Annotated in this window: 17 protein-coding genes; 11 read left to right on the top strand and 6 right to left on the bottom strand. The window is 69.4% G+C overall.

The features are described from left to right. The first annotated feature begins 5 nt into the window (after positions 1-5). From ADK67_RS31990 to ADK67_RS31965, 6 genes are all read left to right on the top strand, one after another. Complete coding sequence (locus ADK67_RS31990; RefSeq protein WP_053720283.1) at positions 6-1733, top strand: glycoside hydrolase family 13 protein; 1728 nt, start codon at positions 6-8, stop codon at positions 1731-1733. 54 nt (positions 1734-1787) lie between these two features. After that, complete coding sequence (locus ADK67_RS31985) at positions 1788-4085, top strand: family 49 glycosyl hydrolase (protein ID WP_157620973.1); 2298 nt, start codon at positions 1788-1790, stop codon at positions 4083-4085. A gap of 217 nt (positions 4086-4302) precedes the next feature. After that, positions 4303-5010, top strand: coding sequence for a hypothetical protein (locus tag ADK67_RS31980; protein ID WP_053720282.1), 708 nt, complete (start codon positions 4303-4305; stop codon positions 5008-5010). Between the two features lie 66 nt (positions 5011-5076). After that, the gene (locus tag ADK67_RS31975) at positions 5077-5490 is read left to right on the top strand and encodes a hypothetical protein (protein ID WP_053720281.1); all 414 of its coding nucleotides are present in this window, start codon (positions 5077-5079) and stop codon (positions 5488-5490) included. Next, a complete protein-coding gene (locus ADK67_RS31970) occupies positions 5487-5963 on the top strand; it encodes a DoxX family membrane protein (protein WP_157620972.1) in 477 nt (158 codons plus the stop codon). Before ADK67_RS31975 ends, ADK67_RS31970 begins: the two co-directional genes overlap by 4 nt. Positions 5964-6239: 276 nt before the next feature. After that, complete coding sequence (locus ADK67_RS31965; protein ID WP_053720279.1) at positions 6240-6905, top strand: lytic polysaccharide monooxygenase; 666 nt, start codon at positions 6240-6242, stop codon at positions 6903-6905. A 50-nt stretch (positions 6906-6955) separates the two neighbouring features. On the opposite strand, the gene ADK67_RS31960 is transcribed toward ADK67_RS31965, so the two are convergent. From ADK67_RS31960 to ADK67_RS31945, 4 genes are all read right to left on the bottom strand, one after another. Continuing rightward, complete coding sequence (locus ADK67_RS31960; protein ID WP_063797798.1) at positions 6956-8950, bottom strand: glycosyl hydrolase; 1995 nt, start codon at positions 8948-8950, stop codon at positions 6956-6958. After that, positions 8947-10038, bottom strand: a complete 1092-nt coding sequence (locus ADK67_RS31955) for a ricin-type beta-trefoil lectin domain protein (RefSeq protein WP_053720277.1) — start codon at positions 10036-10038, stop codon at positions 8947-8949. Before ADK67_RS31955 ends, ADK67_RS31960 begins: the two co-directional genes overlap by 4 nt. A gap of 67 nt (positions 10039-10105) precedes the next feature. Continuing rightward, positions 10106-11509, bottom strand: coding sequence for a glycosyl hydrolase (locus ADK67_RS31950; protein ID WP_082404121.1), 1404 nt, complete (start codon positions 11507-11509; stop codon positions 10106-10108). A gap of 202 nt (positions 11510-11711) precedes the next feature. Further along, a complete protein-coding gene (locus tag ADK67_RS31945; RefSeq protein WP_053720276.1) occupies positions 11712-13034 on the bottom strand; it encodes a poly(ethylene terephthalate) hydrolase family protein in 1323 nt (440 codons plus the stop codon). A gap of 327 nt (positions 13035-13361) precedes the next feature. On the opposite strand from ADK67_RS31945, the gene ADK67_RS31940 reads away from it, so the two are divergent. The 3 genes from ADK67_RS31940 (at position 13362) to ADK67_RS31930 (ending at position 15693) form a co-directional block, all read left to right on the top strand. After that, positions 13362-13931: a hypothetical protein gene (locus ADK67_RS31940; protein ID WP_053720275.1), complete on the top strand. Its 570-nt coding sequence runs from the start codon at positions 13362-13364 to the stop codon at positions 13929-13931. A gap of 114 nt (positions 13932-14045) precedes the next feature. After that, complete coding sequence (locus ADK67_RS31935) at positions 14046-15155, top strand: hypothetical protein (protein ID WP_157620971.1); 1110 nt, start codon at positions 14046-14048, stop codon at positions 15153-15155. 118 nt (positions 15156-15273) lie between these two features. After that, entirely contained in the window at positions 15274-15693 is a 420-nt protein-coding gene (locus ADK67_RS31930) for a hypothetical protein (RefSeq protein ID WP_053720273.1), read from the top strand. Between the two features lie 30 nt (positions 15694-15723). Here ADK67_RS31930 and ADK67_RS31925 read toward each other — a convergent pair whose 3' ends face one another. Next, entirely contained in the window at positions 15724-16197 is a 474-nt protein-coding gene (locus ADK67_RS31925; protein ID WP_053720272.1) for a hypothetical protein, read from the bottom strand. Positions 16198-16669: 472 nt separating this feature from the next. Between ADK67_RS31925 and ADK67_RS54835 the strand changes: the two genes are divergently transcribed. Beyond that, positions 16670-16792: a hypothetical protein gene (locus ADK67_RS54835; RefSeq protein ID WP_269436072.1), complete on the top strand. Its 123-nt coding sequence runs from the start codon at positions 16670-16672 to the stop codon at positions 16790-16792. Between the two features lie 41 nt (positions 16793-16833). Further along, positions 16834-17748 (top strand): ArsR/SmtB family transcription factor, encoded by a 915-nt coding sequence (locus ADK67_RS31920; protein ID WP_197289717.1) that lies wholly within the window; start codon positions 16834-16836, stop codon positions 17746-17748. Here ADK67_RS31920 and ADK67_RS51415 read toward each other — a convergent pair. Then, the gene (locus tag ADK67_RS51415; RefSeq protein ID WP_053720270.1) at positions 17703-17927 is read right to left on the bottom strand and encodes a hypothetical protein; all 225 of its coding nucleotides are present in this window, start codon (positions 17925-17927) and stop codon (positions 17703-17705) included. The two genes, ADK67_RS31920 and ADK67_RS51415, sit on opposite strands and share 46 nt — an antisense overlap. Positions 17928-17934: the final 7 nt, after the last annotated feature.

Here is a 17934-nt window from a genome sequence, read left to right as displayed (position 1 = left end):
CATCCATGACTCTCGAGCAGACGGTGACCACCTCCGTGGGCACCGCCCCGTGGTGGACCACGGCCGTGGTCTACCAGGTCTACCCGCGCAGCTTCGCCGACTCCAACGGCGACGGCGTCGGCGACCTCCCCGGCCTGATCACCCGGCTGGACCACCTGGAACGGCTCGGCATCGACGTGATCTGGCTGTCACCCGTCTACGCCTCACCGCACGCCGACAACGGCTACGACATCTCCGACTACCAGGCGATCGACCCCGCGTTCGGCACCCTGGACGACTTCGACCGGCTGCTCGCCGAGGTGCACGCCCGCGGCATGAAGCTGGTGATGGACCTGGTGGTCAACCACACCTCCGACGAGCACCCGTGGTTCGTGGAGTCCCGGTCGTCGCGCGACAACCCGAAGCGGGACTGGTACTGGTGGCGCCCGCCGCGCGAGGGGTTCGAGGCCGGGCAGCCGGGCGCGGAGCCGACCAACTGGGAGTCGTTCTTCTCCGGCCCCACGTGGACGTTGGACGAGACGACCGGCGAGTACTACCTGCACCTGTTCGCACCCAAGCAGCCGGACCTGAACTGGGAGAACCCCGAGGTGCGGCACGCCGTCTACGAGATGATGCGGTGGTGGCTGGACCGGGGCGTGGACGGCTTCCGGATGGATGTCATCAACCTGATCTCGAAGGACCCGGACCTGCCCGACGGCGCGACCACCGGCACGAGCGGCCTCGGTGACGGGTTCCCACACTACGGCACCGGGCCGCGCATCCACGAGTTCCTCCAGGAGATGCACCGCGAGGTGTTCGACGGCCGGTCGGGCGACCTGCTGACCGTGGGCGAGATGCCGGGCGTCACCTGGGAGGACGCCCGGCTGTTCACCGACCCGGCACGACGCGAGCTGGACATGGTGTTCCAGTTCGAACACGTCTCTCTCGACCACGGCCCCGGCGGCAAGTTCGACCCACGCCCGCTGGACCTGCGCGACCTCAAAGCCTCGCTGAGCCGGTGGCAGACCGCGTTGGGCGAGGTCGGCTGGAACAGCCTGTACTGGAACAACCACGACCAGCCCCGCGTGGTATCCCGGTTCGGCGACGACGGGAAGTACTGGCGCGAGTCGGCCACGGCGTTGGCCACCGTGCTCCACCTGCACCGCGGCACCCCGTACGTCTACCAGGGTGAAGAGCTGGGCATGACCAACGCGCCGTTCGCCGGCGTGCACGAGCTGCGCGACGTCGAATCCCTCAACCACTACGCCGAGTCCGTCGCCGCCGGCGGTGAGCCGGAGTCGGTGTTGCGCGGCCTGCGCGCGATGGGCCGCGACAACGCCCGCACGCCCGTCCAGTGGGACGCGAGCCCCAACGCCGGATTCACCACCGGCCGACCGTGGATCGCGGTGAACCCCAACCACACCTGGCTCAGCGCCGAGGCGCAGTACGACGACCCGGACTCCGTCTTCAACCACTACCGGCGGCTCATCGAGCTGCGCCACTCGCTCCCGGTGATCGCCCGCGGCGACTTCCGGATGCTCTTGGCCGACGAACCCTACCTCTACGCCTACGAACGCACCCTGGACGACGACCGACTGCTCGTCGTGGCCAACCTCAGCGGCACACCGCAAACCGCCACCGTGGACGGCGGTTGGTCGACTGCCGACCTGCTGCTGTCCAACGTCGACGAGCCATCGGTCGTGAGCGGCCGGATCCCCATGGAGCCGTGGTCCGCCCACGTCTTCATGAAGTAGGGCCGCGGTAGCACGACGCAGAACCCTTCCCAATGACGAGAAGAGGATTTCGCCATGCGCACAGCAAGAATGAGCCGACCGGTGGCACTCGCCGCCGGTCTGGCCCTGGCCCTGGTCGGCGCCGTCGCGCCGGCCTGGGTGGGCGCGGGGACGCCGCCGGCCCAGGCCGCGACCTCCGACAGCGAGCAGCTCAAGACGTGGTGGCACGACAACCACGAGTTCAACACCAGCAGCCCGGTGGCGAGCGACAAGGTCAGGCGCTCGTCGTTCTACGACGTCCAGGTCGCCACCGCCGCGGCGCCGACGACCCGGTACGACTCGTTCCCGTACATGAGCATCGCCCGCAGCGGGAAGGGCAAGATCGGCTACACCAAGGAGGACGGCGCCGAGTTCTCGTCGTCGGCGAACCTGACGATGAGCTGGTCGACCTTCCAGTACGCCACCGACGTGTGGGTCGACGTCTCCCTGCGCACCGGCCAGAGCGTCTCCTCGGCCGACCAGGTCAAGCTCAAGCCCAGCAGCCTGAACTTCACCAAGCAGCTCGTCGACGGCGACACCGTCCGCATCAAGGTGCCCTACAACGCCGCGGGCTACCGCTTCTCCGTCGAGTTCGACCCGCAGCTGTACACCGCGTACAACGACATGTCGGGCCCGGCCAACGACGCGGGCAAGCTCACCACCTCGTCGGGCAACGGCAACCGCGCCATCCACACCGAGCCCCGCAACTCCATGATGATCTTCGCCGAACCGGCGCCCACCGGTGCGGAGCGCGACCGGCTGGTCCCCACCTCGGCCTCGGGGAGCACCTACTACCCGCCGCAGGGACAGGTCACCAACCTGAACACGATCAGCGAGGAGATCGTGCACTTCCGGCCCGGCACCTACTACATGACCTCGAAGTACCACGCGTTGCTGCCCAAGCAGGTCAAGTGGGTCTACCTGGCGCCCGGCGCCTACGTGAAGGGCGCCATCCGCTTCCCCGACGACAGCCAGGGCCTCTACAAGGTCACCGGCTACGGCGTGCTCTCCGGTGAGCAGTACGTCTACGAAGCGGACACCGCCAACAACTACGACCACCTCTCCGGCTCGTCCAACTGCCACTCCACCTGCGTGAAGATGCTGCAGTTCGCCTCGGCCCAGGGCCGGCAGCAGCACCTGGACCTGCAGGGCGTGACCATCAACGAACCGCCGTACCACTCGTTCGTCGTCTACGGCGACGAGCAGACCTTCAGCATGCGGGTCGAGAACTACAAGCAGGTCGGCTCCTGGTACTGGCAGACCGACGGCATCGAGCTCTACCGCGGCAGCACCATGAAGAACACGTTCTTCAACGCCAACGACGACGTGCTGAAGATGTACCACAGCGACGTCAGCATCGACAACACGGTGATCTGGAAGAACGAGAACGGCCCCGTCATCCAGTGGGGCTGGACTCCCCGCAACATCGACAACGTCCGGGTCGCCAACACCCACGTGATCCACAACCGGATGTACTGGAAGGACGTCAAGTACAACACCTGCGTCCTCAACTCCTCCTCGCACTGGGAGGACATGGGCTCGACCACCAAGGCCGACCCCAACGCGTGGGTGAAGAACATGACCTTCGAGAACATCACCGTCGAGGGCATGACCAACTGCGCGATCCGCGTCTTCGCCCTGTCCAGCACCGAGAACATCCACGTCAAGAACCTCAGGATCGACGCCTGGAGCCAGCTGGACGCTTCCTCGCAGGTCAGCCTCCTCAAGCGGCACAGCAACAGCGGCGGCCAGAAGGTGACCCTGGGCAACGAGACCCGGGACAGCCGCGGCCTGAAGCTGGAGAACTACACCGTCGGCGGCACCGCCATCGCCAAGTCCGGCTCCAACTGGGCCGCCGACAAGCTCGGCCGGATCGGCTTCGACGCCGAGACCTGGGACAACTGGAACGCCTGGGGCCCCGGCGGCACCAACCCGGACCCCGACCCGGTCACCGGCGGCCGGATCGTCAACGGGGCGACCGCCAAGTGCGTCGACCGGGCAGCCGGTGGCACGGCGAACGGCACCGCGATCCAGCAGTGGGGTTGCGCCGACGTGATGTCCATGGCCTGGGCGCTCGACGGGCAGCAGCTGAAGTCCGGCGGCAAGTGCCTGGACGTCGAAGGAGGCGCCACCGCCAACGGCACCAAGGCGCACCTGTGGGACTGCGGCACGTGGGACAGCCAGAAGTGGGCCTTCCAGGCCAACGGCACCCTGAAGAACCTCAAGTCCAACCGCTGCCTGGACATCGAAGGCCAGAGCACCGCCGACGGCGCCCGCCTGCACCTGTGGGACTGCGGCACCTGGAACAGTCAGAAGTGGACGCTCACCGGGTGACCGGATCACCTTGGCATGATCCAAGTCGCACGTTCGCAGCCGTGCAGTCCACAATGGACAGTCCTGTTGAGCTGAACGGGTAAACCGAGAACTTCCTTTGTTGACAACAAAAATCACGAACCCCTAAGCTGAGAACGCCGCCGCCACGGTGTACCAAGCCCCGGTGGGACACCCTTCCTCCCGGGCGCTTCCTTCCGGTCTTGACGGAGGCACACCCATGAAGAAATCGACCAAGGCGGCCTGGTCCGCCGGCGGAGTCGCCGGTCTCGCGCTGTCCGCGGCGTTCGTCGTGTCCTCGCTGCCCGCGAGCGCGAACGTCGTCGCGGTCACGTCCCCCGTGAGCGCGGGGCCGGCGGCACACGGCCAGCAGTACCCGGACGGCCCCTCCTCGGTGGACGGCTCGCCCCTGGAGCGGTGCCGGCGTGGCACGGACTACGCCGTGCCGAGCCGCAACCCGGTCCTGGACGAGCCGCTGACCACCGGCTTCAAGAGCAACGTCGGCCTGTCGGTCAAGGTGCAGCTGGAGGGCGGCACGTACTACGGCAGCCGCAAGCTCATCTTCACCAACACCAGCAACGCGCCCGTGCACACCGACTGCCTGGTGCTGAAGTTCCGCGCACCCTCGGGCTCGGTCGACCACCACTACCGGGCGTCGATCCAGTACGGGCACCCGCAGCAGGACTACGTCGAGGTGCCCCGTGGCAACGGCGAGTCGCACTACATCATCCGGTTCGGGTTCCACGACGTGCCGTTGGCCGACCGCACCATCCCGGTCGGGCAGACGTGGACCTACGAGCTGGCGGGCTCCAACCAGGGCTCGATGAGCCTGGAGGCCACGCGTGACTCCGTCGAGGTCCTGGCGGACCTGAACGTCGGCGGCAACAACTGGATCTCCCAGTACGGCACCAAGCGCCTGGGCAACTGACGCCCAGGTGGGTGGCGGTCCCGCAACGACGCGGGGCCGCTGCCCGGCCATCCCGGGAGGATCCACGTGAGAACAGTCGTCTGCCTCGCCCTGACCGTCGCGGTCGCCGCGGGATGCGCGTCCGGCGAACCCGACCACTCGCACCACCAGCACCACTCGATGACGGCGGAGGACGCCGCGCGGCTGCGCGGGGTCGCCACCACCTACCTCGGCCTGCTCTCGGGCGGCGACCCGACCACGGCGTGGGACATGTGGACCACCGACGCACAGCGGCGCGACCCGCGGGAGGCGTTCGTCGGCCGGCTCGCGCACTGCGAACCCGGTGTCCCGTACGAGGTGCTCGGCGTCGTCGCCGACGGGCCGGACCTCGCCCGGGTCGCCTGGCGGCACGGCGGGCGCACCGGCGAGCACCTGCTCCGACTGCACGACGGGCAGTGGCGCGTCGACCCCGCCGACACCACCACGTGCGGTGCACCGTGACGGCCCGCGCGGTCACGCTGCTGCGCGGCTCGCTCGGCCTGGTGTTCGTCTGGTTCGGCGCCCTCAAGGTCGCCGACCTGACACCGGTCGCCGACCTGGTCGCCCGCACCGTGCCCTGGCTGGACCGCCACCTGCTGCTGGCCTCGCTCGGGACGGCGGAGGTCGTGCTCGGCGCGGCGCTGTGGCTCGGCCGCGGGCTGCGGTGGGTCGCGGCGGTGGCCTTGGGACACCTGCTGGGGACGTTCCTCGTGCTGGTGGTCCAGCCGCAGGCGGCGTTCCAGGCGGGCAACCCGCTGCTGCTCACCACCGAGGGCGAGTTCGTCGTCAAGAACCTCGTCCTGATCACCGCGTGCCTGGTGCTCATGGCCGCCGACCAGCCGCGACGGGCTCGGCACCGACCGACTGACGCTCTCGACCCGACCAGCGAACCGGCGCTCGACCAACGCCGACAACCGGGGCGCGTGACGGGCTGACGCCGGCCACCTCACCCGACGACCGGGTGAGCGTCGGCCCGTGCACCGCTCGCCGTGGTCACCCCGAAGACGCCTCCGCGTGGCCCGACCGCGTGGGGGTGAGCGGGACCGCTCGGTGGCGGCCGGCTGGTCCCGCTCGTGCGGAAGCGGTGGCGTCGTCGACCTCCGACGACGCCACCGCCCCGGCCACGACCGCCGTCCCCGGGGACATCCCGGACGAACGCTCGCCGACCGGCACCCTGCCGCCGGCACCACTTCAGACACGGAGGACACCGCATGCACACCGCAGCACCCCCAGCCCGCCGCCGGACCGCCCTGCACCTCGCACTGCTGCTGTCGCTCGTCGCCTCGGCGCTGGCCTTCCAGCCGACCCGCGCCTCCGCCCACGGCACCGTCGTCGACCCGCCGACCCGGAACTACGGCTGCGCCACCCGGTGGAACGGCCCCGACGCGCCGGGCATGCAGGAGCAGGACTTCATGTGCTACCTGGCCTGGCACCAGAGCGCCGACGCCATGTGGAACTGGAACGCCCTGTACGCCAACAACCTGGGCGAGGACATCGAAAGCGCCGTCCCGGACGGCCAGATCTGCAGCGCGGGGCGCGCCGAGGGCGGGCGTTACGCGCCGATGGACAACCCCGGTCCTTGGCAGACCACCAGGGTGGGCAGCAGCTTCCCCGTCACGGTGCAGGACGTGGCCCGGCACGGGGCCGACTACCTGAAGGTCTACATCACCAAGCAGGGCTTCGACCCCACGAGCTCCCTGATCGGCTGGGGCGACCTGGACTTCGTCAAGCAGACCGGCCGGTACGGCTCCCAGTTCGAGTACAAGACCGACGTGTCCACCTCCGGCTACAGCGGGCGGCACGTCCTCGTCACGATCTGGAAGGCGTCGCACATGGACCAGAAGTACTTCCTGTGCAGCGACATCGACTTCGGCTGACCTGCGCGACGGCACCGTCCCGCGGTGAGCGGGACGGTGCCGTCGCGGCCTCAGCCGGCGCGGATGTCGTCCAGGACGAGGGAGCCCTTCGTCGTGGCCGCGCCATCGGCCTGGTTGACGAAGACGTTGAACTGGGACAGGTTGCGCAGGTCGTCGGCGGTGATGCGGCGGTCGGCGTTGGCGCTGTCCCACGGTGCGGGGCGCCAGTCGGCGAACGGGATGGTGACGACACCCGCCGTGGTGCCGGCGAGCGAGGGGTACGCCTCGTAGGCGACGCCGCCGGCGTTCAGCTGGAGCACGAGCTTGTGGTTCGAGCCGTCGGGGCGCAGCCAGAGCGACAACCCGCTGAAGGCCGACCAGTCGCCGTCCAGGCGTTTGCCGATGCCGGTGTAGGTCTGGAAGGTGAAGTCGTAGTCCAGCTTGAGCGCCTTGCCGCCGTTGTCGGTGGCCAGGGAGATGGTGTTGGCGCCGTACGTGCTGTAGTCCGCCCGCAGCGCGGTGTCGTCGGGGTGGCCTTCGAAGTCGTCCACCACGCCCGGCGGCAGCGGCGGCTTCGCGCCCAGGATCACGGCGTTGGTCAGTTCCAGTGGTCGTGCGTGACCGACGACCAGTGCGCGGACGTTCAACTGCGTGACCGTGTTGGTCAGCTTGTCCTGCCCGATCCGCCAGGTGCCGGTGTGGTAGCCGGTGGCCCGGTCGTAGGTGAGCAGGTGTCGGGTCTTCGACGTGCCGACCGTGTAGTACACCAGCAGGGCCTTGGCGTTGTTCACCTTGACCCGGACCGTCGTGGTCGGCGTGACGATGCGCTCGCGGTCGGTCGGGGAGACGATGTGCGCGGACGGTGCCTGGCGGACGGCCTTGGTCCGGCGGTCGTAGACGTGGTCGAGTTCGGCGGCGAACACCGAGTACGGGTCGGCGTGGAAGGCGCGGAAGTCCGGCAGCAGCTCGTGCTCGGGCAGGTCGCCGGTGGCGGGGTGCGGGACGAAGAACTGCTCGGGGCCGAAGTTGGTCCACGTCATCGCGTAGGCGGTGCGGCGGGCGTCCGGGTCGGCCTTGATGGCGTCGAGGACCTGCGTGTACCAGTGCAGGTTGCCGTTCTGCCCGTTCGGCTTCAACGCGCCGGTGATGCCGTACTCGGTGGCGGCCGAGACCTTGCCCTTCCCGTCGGCGATCCGCGCGATCATGGCCAGGTCGGCGACCAGGCCGTCCAGCCACTGCTTCGAGCCGTTGCTGCCGTCGTAGTTGTCGTAGCCGAACACGTCCACGTAGTCGTCACCGGGGTAGGTGCGCATGTAGACGTCGTCCACGCCGCCGTACGAGCCGCCGGGGGAGTAGGCGTAGAGGAAGTTGTGGACGTCCTTGGTGTCGCGCAGGTACTCCACGGTGTAGCGCCACAGCTCGACGTACTGCGACGCGGAGGCGTGCGCGGCACCCCACCAGAACCACGAGCCGCTGTTCTCGTGGAAGGGGCGGAAGATGACGGGGATGGGCCGGCCGCGGTCGTCGGTGATCGCGTGCGCGAGGCGGGCCACCCGGTCGAGGTAGGCGCGGAACTGCTCGTTGTGGTCGCCGCCGGGCAGGATGCGGGCGACCACGTTGCCGTCGGTGTCGCCGTAGTTGCCGCCGGTGACGAAGTTGTTCATGTGGGCGCTGATCGTGTTGACGCCGCCGATGCGGTGCGCGGCCTTGACCAGCCGGACGTACTGGGCGAACTTCTCCTCCGGTGTGCCGGGCGAGGAGCCGTAGCCCTGGTCGCTCATGTCCCAGCCGAACACGGCGGGGTGGTCGCCGACCCCCGCCTCGACGTCGGAGCTGACGCCGTCGGCGGTGGGGTACGTGAGGCCGAACTCGGTGGTCTGCTGGTGCCCGAACAGCACTCCCTGACCACGCTGGGCGCGCAGGTAGGCGAACAGCGAACGGGTTTCCGGGGTCGCTTCCTCATCGGCCACCCGCACGTCGACGGGCTTGTCGCCGTGCGCGGAGGCCGTTGCCGGGATGGCCACGGCCAGCGCGGCGGTGACGACGAACGTGATGAGACGTCTCATCGGCGGGTCCACTTCTGGTTGGTCTGGCCGTTGCAGTTCCAGGAGTTGACCTGCGTGCCGTTGGTGGTGGCTTGTCCGTTGGCGTCGAGGCAGAGTCCGGTCTGGTTGTGCCGGATCGAGCCGTCCGAACCGTAGGTCCACTTCTGGTTGGGCTGGCCGTTGCAGTCCCAGATCTGAGCCTGTGTCCCGGCGGCGGAGTTCGGGGGCAGGTCGAGGCACTTGCCGCCGTACACCCGCAACTCGGATGCGCCGGTCGACGTCCACTTCTGGTTGGCCTGGCCGTTGCAGTCCCAGAGCTGGATCTTCGCGCCGTTGGTCTGGCTCGCGCCGGTCACGTCCAGGCAGCGGCCGGACTGCTGCCCCACGTAAGCGCTACCGGTCGTGGTGCCGGGGGTGAGCGCGGCAGCCAGCGCCGGGTACCAGCGTGCCTCGATCTTGCGGATGCCGCTGTCGTTGGGGTGCACGCCGTCGGAGGTGTCGGAGGAGGTGTTGAAGCCGCTCCACTGGTCCACGACCTTGATTGGCGACTGGGACGTGGAGTTCGCTGCGGCCCAGCCGGGGATGGCGTTGTTCAGGGTGACCACGCGCTGGTAGCAGGCCGAGCAGTTGGCGGGGTTCATCGGCAGGATCTGCGCCACGATGACCTTCATCGACGGGTTGCTCGCCCGCATCTGCCCCAGCAGCTTGGTGTAGGCGCTCAGGATCGTGCTCGCCGGGATGTTGCTCCACACGTCGTTGGTGCCGAGGTGCATCAGCACGATGTCGGGCCGGGTGGCCGACAGCCAGCCGGGGAGCTGGTTCTGATCCGCGATCCGGGTGGCGAGGAACCCGCCGTGGCCCTCGTTCTCGCCGTCGTAGGCGAACCCGCAGCCCGGCGCGGGCAGCGTGCCGACGAAGTCGATGTCGGTGTAGCCGGTGGTGCGCAGGTGCTGCCACAGCAGGGCTCTCCAGCAGCCGGGCGAGCCGGTGATGGAGTCGCCCAACGCCATGATCCTCGCCGGCGTGGCGGCCGAGGCCTGGGGCACGATCAGGAACAACGCGGCCAGCACCGCGACCAGCGCACTGCTCAACGTCGAGCGCGTCTTCATGTGGCACCTTCCGGGCGTGACGGTGGGACGCCGGGACCGCGTGGGGTCCCGGCGTCCCGCTGGAGGGTTACTTGAGGTTGGGCAGCTCGTCGCGGGTGACGACGTAGCTGTGGTTGTAGACCTTCTGCAGGTGGCTGATGCTGTTGCTGACGGTCAGGTGCTCGCCGTGCCAGGTGCCGAACAGCACCCACCGTGTGCCGGTGGACTGCAGCCGGTCGGGGTCCGGGATGGGCCCGTTCTCGTGCAGCGCGATCGGGACCGTCGAGCCGACGATGTTGCGCACGGCGTTGTACATCGCGTTCTGCGGGTCGTAGTTGCCGTTGCCGGCGTAGGTGTCGGCGCCGCCGACGTCGACGACCGACTTGCCGGGGTAGAACGAGGACTGCGGTTGGCCGTTGTAGCCGTGCAGCCAGACCAGGTTGTCCAGGCCCTTGGTGCGGGTGAAGTAGTTGAACATGAAGTTCCACAGCCGGTTGTACTGGCCGCCGCCTTCCTTGCTCCACCAGAACCACGTGCCGCCGGCCTCGTGGAACGGCCGCCAGATCACCGCCGCGCCCGCGTTCTCCAACTGCTGGAGCATGGCCGCCGACTGGTCCAGGCGGTCGATGAACGAGCGGTACTCGGCCGTGCCCGGCGTCAGCACCGCGTTGATCGACACCGACATCTGGGTGCCCTCGTAGGTGTCCGGCTTGGTCGGCGCGCCCATGTGGTAGCCGATCATCGGGATGCCGCCCGCGTTCCACCAGGCGATGGCGCGTGAGGCGAGGTCCTTGGAGTCACCGAAGTCCAGCGCCCGGATGGCGGGGTACTTGCCGGTGTTGTTCCGGATGTGGTTGATCTCGTAGTCCGGGCCGCCGATCCAGGTCGACTCCTGCTGACCGGACAGGATGTGGTTGCCGTACTGGGAGTACAGGTAGCAGAGCAGCTTGCGGGCCTGAGTCGAGGCGTTCGGGTTGACCGGGTTCACCGTGCAGGTCGGGCCGGGGTTGCCCGTGCCGGTGCGCCACTGCTGGTTGGTCTGGCCGTTGCAGTTCCAGGTGTTGATCGCGGTGCCGTTGGCGGTGGCCTGGTTGTTCACGTCCAGGCACAGGCCGGACTGGGTGGCGGTGATGCTGCCGTCGGAGTTGAGCCGGAACTTCTGGTTGGCGCCGCCGTTGCAGTCCCAGATCGCCAGGCGGGTGCCGGCGGCGGTGCTGCCGTTCGGCACGTCCAGGCACTTGGCACCGTTGAACACCCGCAGCTCGCCCGCCGCGGAGAACTCCCAACCCTGGTTGACGCCTCCGGTGCAGTCCCAGAGCTGCACCAACGCGCCGTTCGCGCTGGAGCCGCCCGTGACGTCCAGGCAGCGGCCGGACCCGACACCCACCAGGGGAGCGGGAGCGGCCTGCGCGGGTGCGGTCGCCAGCGCCAGCGCCGGGACGGTGAGCGCCAAGGCGAGCAGAGCTCTGCCCAGGCGTGGAAGAGCGCGCATCTGATCTCCTTTGATCATCGCGGAAGCGGCGGGACAGGAGCAGCGAGCACATTGTTAAGTTCTCGATGAAACAAAGTCAAGGGTGTGGACCCATCGAGACGCCGGACGTCTTCCGGGCCGGTGCGCCGCGCACAGCGGAAGGCGCGGGGTGCGATCGCACCCCGCGCCTGGCATCACCCGTGATGGGACCCCGTGGACCGGGCTACCGGCGGGTCCACTTCTGGTTCGCCTGGCCGTTGCAGGTCCAGGAGTTGATCCGCGTGCCGTTCGCGGTGGCCTGGTTGCTCGCGTCCAGGCACAGGCCGGTCTGGGTGTGGCGGATCGAGCCGTCGGATCCGTAGGACCACTGCTGGTTCGCCGCGCCGTTGCAGTCCCAGATCTGGGCTTGTGTCCCGGCGGCGGAGTTGGGTGGCAGGTCGAGGCACTTGGTGCCGTAGACCCGGAGTTCGGCCGCGTTCGTGAGGGACCACTGCTGGTTGGTCTGGTTGTGGCAATCCCACAGCTGGAGCTTCGCGCCGTTGGTCTGGCTCGCACCGGACACGTCCAGGCAGCGGCCGGACTGCTGCCCCACGTAGGTGCCGCTCGTCGGCTCGCCCGGCGTGGTGGTGGTCGTGGTCGTGCTGGTCGTGCTGGTGGTGGTCGGCGGTGTGGAGGGCACCAGCGGGCAGGTGCTCTGGTAGGTCCTGATGCCGTTCCAGTCCGACAGCGGGCAGAGGAACTGCGTGTAGCGGGTGTCGCTGTCGGTGAAGACCTTGAACCAGGGGATGATGTTGCGCATCATCGTGGGGTTGTTCGAGGTCGGGAAGCCGTGGCCGGCCCCGGCGAGTTCGAGGTAGGCCTTCTCGACGCCGGCCGGGATCCCGTTGTACAGGCTCAGGACGCTGGCGGGGGTGATGGTGCCGTCGTTCTGACCCGACAGCAGCATGGTCGGGACCTTGGTGGTGGTCAGGTTCTGCGAGAAGCTGGCCGGTGCGAGCCCGATCGCGGTCTTGAGCGAGGGTCGTTGGAGCGACGCGTTCGCCGCTCCGCCGCCGCCCATGGAGTGGCCCATGACCGCCGTCCGGCTCGCGTCGACCCGGTCCCGCACGGAACTGCGCTGGGTCAGGTAGTCCAGCGCCGCCAACAACTGCGTGCCGCGCGCGTTGTCCCAGTCGTTGCGGCTGTTGGTGTCGATGCCGATCACCACGAACCCGAACGACGCCAGCCAGGGCCCCATCCAGGCGCCTTCGGCGGCCCACGTGGCCGTGTAGCCGGGCACGACGGCGATCGCGGCGAACGTGCCCTGGCTCGTGTCGGTCGGGTAGTAGATCACCCCGCCACCGAAACCGTTGCCCGCGGGCACGCTGACCTGCGCGGTGGCGAAGGTGCCCCGGTTGGCCGACACGCTGGCCGGCGTCGGGTCCGGTCCCCGCTGGTACGGGTTGTCCGCCCCCGTCGCCTGCTGGGTCCCGCCCGCGACGGTCAACGCCGCCACCGTGACGGTGGCCGCGGCGAGCGCGATGCCGTACCTCCACAGCCGACCCACCGGTCGTCTTGAGCGGACGGCCTCGGGCGGAGCGTGGAGAGCGCTTTCATTCCCTGACATGATCTGCCTCCTGTCGAATGCGGCGGACAGACGTGTGCGCGGTCGCGCGAGGAAAGGGACGGGCGCCGCGAGTGAATCGAACCGACCGGGGTGCCGCCGATCGGGACGGAACCGGCCGCCCGACATGTTTCACTAAGTCTGACGTGAGTCCCGAGAAGTGTCAATTACGTCTCGATAGGAGGCGTGCACAGACCGTAGCGACCGAAGTGCGGAGTTGTGGCACCGCACAGGCGACGCGGTGGGAGAATCGGCGTGGGGGTGGGCGGGATGTTGCGGATCGGACTTGCGGCGGCGGTGCTGCTGCTGGCGGCGTTGTGGGCGGTGGCTCAAGTGCCCGCGGTGTTGGTCGGCCTGCCACACCCCGCGCCAGGCCAGACACCGCCGGGTGTCGCCGCGGCCCTGGAACGGTGCGTGGCGTTGAACGATCCGGCGCCCGCCGGATCGTTCAACGCCGGCCCGAGCATGGTGCGCGGCCGGGAGACGGTGGTCGTGGCGCGGTCGGAGTCGGTCTTCATGGTGTGCAGCGCCACCGCCACCGGCGCTGACACCGAGACCCGCACCGGCGCGGCGAGGCGGGAGATCGACCACGGGAAGGTCGTGTCCGCGACGGGTTTGACGGACTACCCGTCGAGCGGGAGTTGGTACACCTACGGGGCCGTGCGTGCCGACGTCGCCAAGGTGAACATCCGGACGGCGTCGGGCCGGGTCGTGGCCGCGCAGGTCGGCGGCGGCAGCTTCTTGGCCGATCTGACCGGCGTGCCGAAGGACCCCTCGCCCAACCAGCCCGTCTATCAGGCGCTCGACGCCGGTGGAGCGGTCCTCCACGAGGGTTCCTGACGCAGCCTTGACCGTATGTCGCATGAAGAAGCCACCGCTTTGACAACATCGTGGCTTCTTCGTCGTCGGGGTCGAGGGGGAATGATGCGGTCGCCTGAAGGTTTCGAGGAGTTCGTGAGGAGAGCGTCGCCGTGGTTGTCGCGCACGGCACACCTGTTGACGGGTGATGCCGCGCGTGCCGAAGAACTGCTGCGAACCGCGCTGGCACGGGTACGGCGGGTGTGGTGGCGGGTCCGTCGTGCCCCAGAGCTGTACGCGCACCAGATCCTCGTCAAGACCTACGCCGCGTGGTGGCGGCGAGAGCGGCACTCCGCGCCGGACATGGGGCTGTCTCAGCACGAGACCGTAGACGTGCACGTGACGCGGATGGCGGCGGTCGTGGACAAGGCGCGGGTCGGCCGCCGGCGACGCGCGCTGGCGGTGGCGGTGTGCTTGCTGCTGGCAGCCACGGTGGTGACCATGACGACGTCACACCGCGGGAGCGAACCGGCCGCGGCGGTCCCCACCCCTTCCTCGGCACCCCGCGAAGGGGAGTACCGCGAGGGCGCCCGCATCGTGGCGAAAGGGATGGCGTTGACGCCCGAACCGGTGGCCGTTCGCTACCGGCCGCGCTTCGGATCACCTGGGGTGTTCACCGAGTGCGTGGCCGACGACGGCCGTCGGTCCGGTTTCCGAGTGGCCGTTGCGGTCAACGGTGTTCCCGCGTTCGAGACGCTCTGCGGCGGCCTGGTTCCGGAGACCGCCGACTGGAGCGGTCTGGTCGTCGGCAAGGAGGCCGTGGTCACCGTGACGGCGTTCCCGGAGCCACCGGTCGCGGGCGCCGAACCGCTGCCCGTGCCACCGGGCTCGGAGGTGCGGGTGTCGCTCGGGGAGCCGGTGCTGATCGACGAGTACCCGCTGCCGCCGCGCCCTTCGCGGATCGCCTCGGTGGAGAACCACGTGGCGTCGGAGGACGGCGAGGTCCTGCTGCGGTCGGACCCGGCCGATCCCAGCCGTGTCCAGCAGGTGACCGCGGTGCTGCCGGAGCGCGGCACGTACCGCTTCGTCACCAACGCGCCAGGCCGGGTGTTGGTCGACTTCGGCGGCGTGGCCCGCACCTTGGGATCGTGGGACTACGCGGATTACGTGTCGGTCCACGAGCTCCCCGTGACCGGGGGAGAGGTCACGATCACGGCGCGGCCGGAGAACCACCAAGGCGACTGGGCGCTGCTGCTGATGAACTGACGGGATCAATTCGGCCCGGAGTGGCGGAGTTCGCCCCTCTTTCGACCGCACCGTAAGCTGTGCGAAGCGCCCTTCGCCGACAGCCGGCCCATCATGGCCGTGAATCACCGAGGTTGACATGACTGACGGAGAAGCTCTCTTCAGCGGCATCGGCGAGATCGTCGGGCGTCGACACCGGATTTCCGGTCTGGATCCCGAGGCGGGCACGTTCGCACTGCACGGCGAGGATCGGACGGTCCGGGTCGAACTGGGGGCGGACCTGCTCGCGGAGTACGTCGCTCAGTTGGGCGAGGACGACATCCCCGGCCTTTCCCAGTCACCCCAGGGCGAGTGGGACGGGATCCGGATCAAGCGCATCGCGCTGTGGATCGAGGAGATGTTCGAAGCGGACATCTACTCGTCGCTCCTCGAGATCCGGCTCGCCCGGTCGGCCGACGGTCGGATTTCGCTCGTCGACCGGCGCGGCCCCGCGCGGAAATCGATCCCCCTGGCCGGCACGGAGAGCGGCTACTGGTCGCCCGACCGGCCCGGCACCTGATCGGGTGCCGGGCCGGGGTGTCGGCGCGAGTTACCGCACGCAGATGGAACTGCTGGGATAAGTGGTGATGATACGGCCGTCGAGGGCGTTGTAGATCACCTTGAAGCGCTGCTGCCACACCTCGCGACCGTTGCGGTCGTGCAGGTACAGCAGCCGGTCCCGGCAGCCGTCGGTCCCGTCGACGACGACGTGGTCGGGGTCGTCGACGTTGTAGTGGATGGCCCAGTGCACCAGGTCGCTCCAGTTGAGCCCGCCCGCGCTCGCCAGGTTCTGGAACTCGGTGTAGTGCCTGTCCTTGATGTGGCGGTAACCCCAACTGGCGGTGCCGCACCTCAGCTCGGAAGTGCCGAACTGGTAGACCAGCTTCTGGCTGTCGGTGGAAACGCCGCACGCACCCCAGTTGGGCCTGGTGCCCAGCTTGGCCGCGTGCGCGGGTGTCGTCACCGCCAGTGCGAAGCCGAGGAAGAGGAGGCACACGAGCAGCCCGCCGCGCAATTTCTTCATTTCGACGTCCTCCGGGGATGAGACCGATCAAGCCCCTACGGCAGGATCGGTCGAGGTTGGACATGCCCTTGGCGCGACTTCGCCAGGACGACGCACCTCCCGTCGTCGGATTCGATGAGCACGACCATCGTCGACACGGCACTTTCTTCGGACTTTCACGGCCGTGAAAGCACGCACCGACTTCGGCGCGGTGTCGGGCGATCGCCTGACAGGCGGGTTGCGCCAGGCAACTTGCGCTGGAAGGCCGGCGGAGGCGCTGCCGGAGCTGTCGCCGCCTGTCCGCCGTCGTCCTCGATGACGATCCGCTCGGCCGACTCCGTGGTGTGCAGGAAGTCCAGCGCCCCGCGCAGCAACGCCCGGGCGGCCCGGTGGAGCAGGTTCTCCGACCCAGCGGGCGTGGAAGCGTTGGTGCGCGGCGCTATCAGGGCCGTGCCGTCGCACGACGTCGTGATCACCGGACCGGACGACGTTTATGCTGCGGTTGGAGGGGATCGACGTGCCGCGCGACGACGGGTTGGTCGCACCCGCCGCGGTGCTGACCGCCACGTCCGGCTCTGGAGGTGTGACCGGTGGTGCCGTCCTGGGTGCCCGGTGAGCCGTGCTGACCATTGAGTGCGCGCCCGCGGACCTCGACCGGTGCCGGTTCGGGCCGTCGCCGATCTTCGAGCTCACCAGGCTGGTGGACCGGCTCGACCGGGCCGAGAGCCCGGTGGACTGGCCGCCGGGCTGGACGACGCCTACGCCGAACTGTGCGCGACCGTCGACCTGGCGCTCGTGCGCGGCCTCCAAGGGCGTCGCCACGGCGCCGACTTCCTGGCCCGCCCACCGGACGGTCCGCGGCAGACCTGGGAGGACGACCTCGCCGCGCTGCGGGCCACACCGCTGTCGCAGGTCCGCCGCGAGGTCACCCGCTGCCTGCGGCTGAACCCGGCGTGCAGCAAGCGGGTGGTCACGGCGTTGACGTCGCCGAACGTGATCGACCTGGTCGCCGAGGTGCTGGACGCCTGCTGGCGGCGGCTGCTGGCGCCGCACTGGCCGTCGCTGAGCGAGGTGTACGACGGGGATCTCGAGTTCCGGCGCGACGAGCTGCGGCGGGTCGGCTGGCCGGGGGTCGTCGCCGGGCTGCACCCCGAGGTGCGGCCGACCGACCGCGGCATCCGGATCGCCTCGATCCCGGGCAAGGCCCGGCTCCCGCTGCACGCCGCCGGGCTCGTCCTGGTGCCCTCGGTGTTCGTGCGCCCGGGGTTGACCGTGCTGGCGGCCGACGACGGACCGGTCGGGCTGCTCTACCCGGCACGCCCGCACGCGACGCGGCGCACGGGAGACCCGCTGGCCGAGCTGATCGGCCGTTCCCGGGCGCGGCTGCTGACGGCGTTGGCGACACCCGGCACCACGACCGCGTTGGCGCGGGAACTGGACGCGGGCATCGGCGTGGTGGGCGACCACCTGGGCGTGCTGCGGCGGTCCGGGTTGGTGGAGCGCACGCGGCAGGGCCGTGAGGTCGTCTACCGGCGTACCGCGCTGGGGGACGCCTTGGCCGGCGGCGCGTAGGCGGTGGACAGGTCCCGTGACCGGGCGATCGGGCTGAAGACCTGCACCGCCACTGCGGCCAGTGCCGAGAGCGCCAGGACCCACAGCGCGGCCCGCACGCCGAAGACGGTGCCGAGGCCGCCCGCGACCAACGCGCCCACCGCGGCCGTGGCGTAGGCGATGACGCGCGAGGTCACCATGACCCGG

The organism is Saccharothrix sp. NRRL B-16348, assembly GCF_001280085.1.
Classification (GTDB): domain Bacteria; phylum Actinomycetota; class Actinomycetes; order Mycobacteriales; family Pseudonocardiaceae; genus Actinosynnema.
The sequence above is the reverse complement of the archived record's forward strand: the minus strand, read 5'-3'. Positions and strand labels throughout refer to the sequence as shown.

Bases quoted from the DNA above. Each gene is read 5' to 3' on its own strand.
- ADK67_RS31990 (WP_053720283.1), top strand. From the start codon at position 6: ATGACTCTCGAGCAGACGGTGACCACCTCCGTGGGCACCGCCCCGTGG.
- ADK67_RS31985 (WP_157620973.1), top strand. From the start codon at position 1,788: ATGCGCACAGCAAGAATGAGCCGACCGGTGGCACTCGCCGCCGGTCTG.
- ADK67_RS31980 (WP_053720282.1), top strand. From the start codon at position 4,303: ATGAAGAAATCGACCAAGGCGGCCTGGTCCGCCGGCGGAGTCGCCGGT.
- ADK67_RS31965 (WP_053720279.1), top strand. From the start codon at position 6,240: ATGCACACCGCAGCACCCCCAGCCCGCCGCCGGACCGCCCTGCACCTC.
- ADK67_RS31960 (WP_063797798.1), bottom strand. From the start codon at position 8,950: ATGAGACGTCTCATCACGTTCGTCGTCACCGCCGCGCTGGCCGTGGCC.
- ADK67_RS31955 (WP_053720277.1), bottom strand. From the start codon at position 10,038: ATGAAGACGCGCTCGACGTTGAGCAGTGCGCTGGTCGCGGTGCTGGCC.
- ADK67_RS31950 (WP_082404121.1), bottom strand. From the start codon at position 11,509: ATGCGCGCTCTTCCACGCCTGGGCAGAGCTCTGCTCGCCTTGGCGCTC.
- ADK67_RS31940 (WP_053720275.1), top strand. From the start codon at position 13,362: ATGTTGCGGATCGGACTTGCGGCGGCGGTGCTGCTGCTGGCGGCGTTG.
- ADK67_RS31930 (WP_053720273.1), top strand. From the start codon at position 15,274: ATGACTGACGGAGAAGCTCTCTTCAGCGGCATCGGCGAGATCGTCGGG.
- ADK67_RS31925 (WP_053720272.1), bottom strand. From the start codon at position 16,197: ATGAAGAAATTGCGCGGCGGGCTGCTCGTGTGCCTCCTCTTCCTCGGC.
- ADK67_RS54835 (WP_269436072.1), top strand. From the start codon at position 16,670: ATGCTGCGGTTGGAGGGGATCGACGTGCCGCGCGACGACGGGTTGGTC.
- ADK67_RS51415 (WP_053720270.1), bottom strand. From the start codon at position 17,927: ATGGTGACCTCGCGCGTCATCGCCTACGCCACGGCCGCGGTGGGCGCG.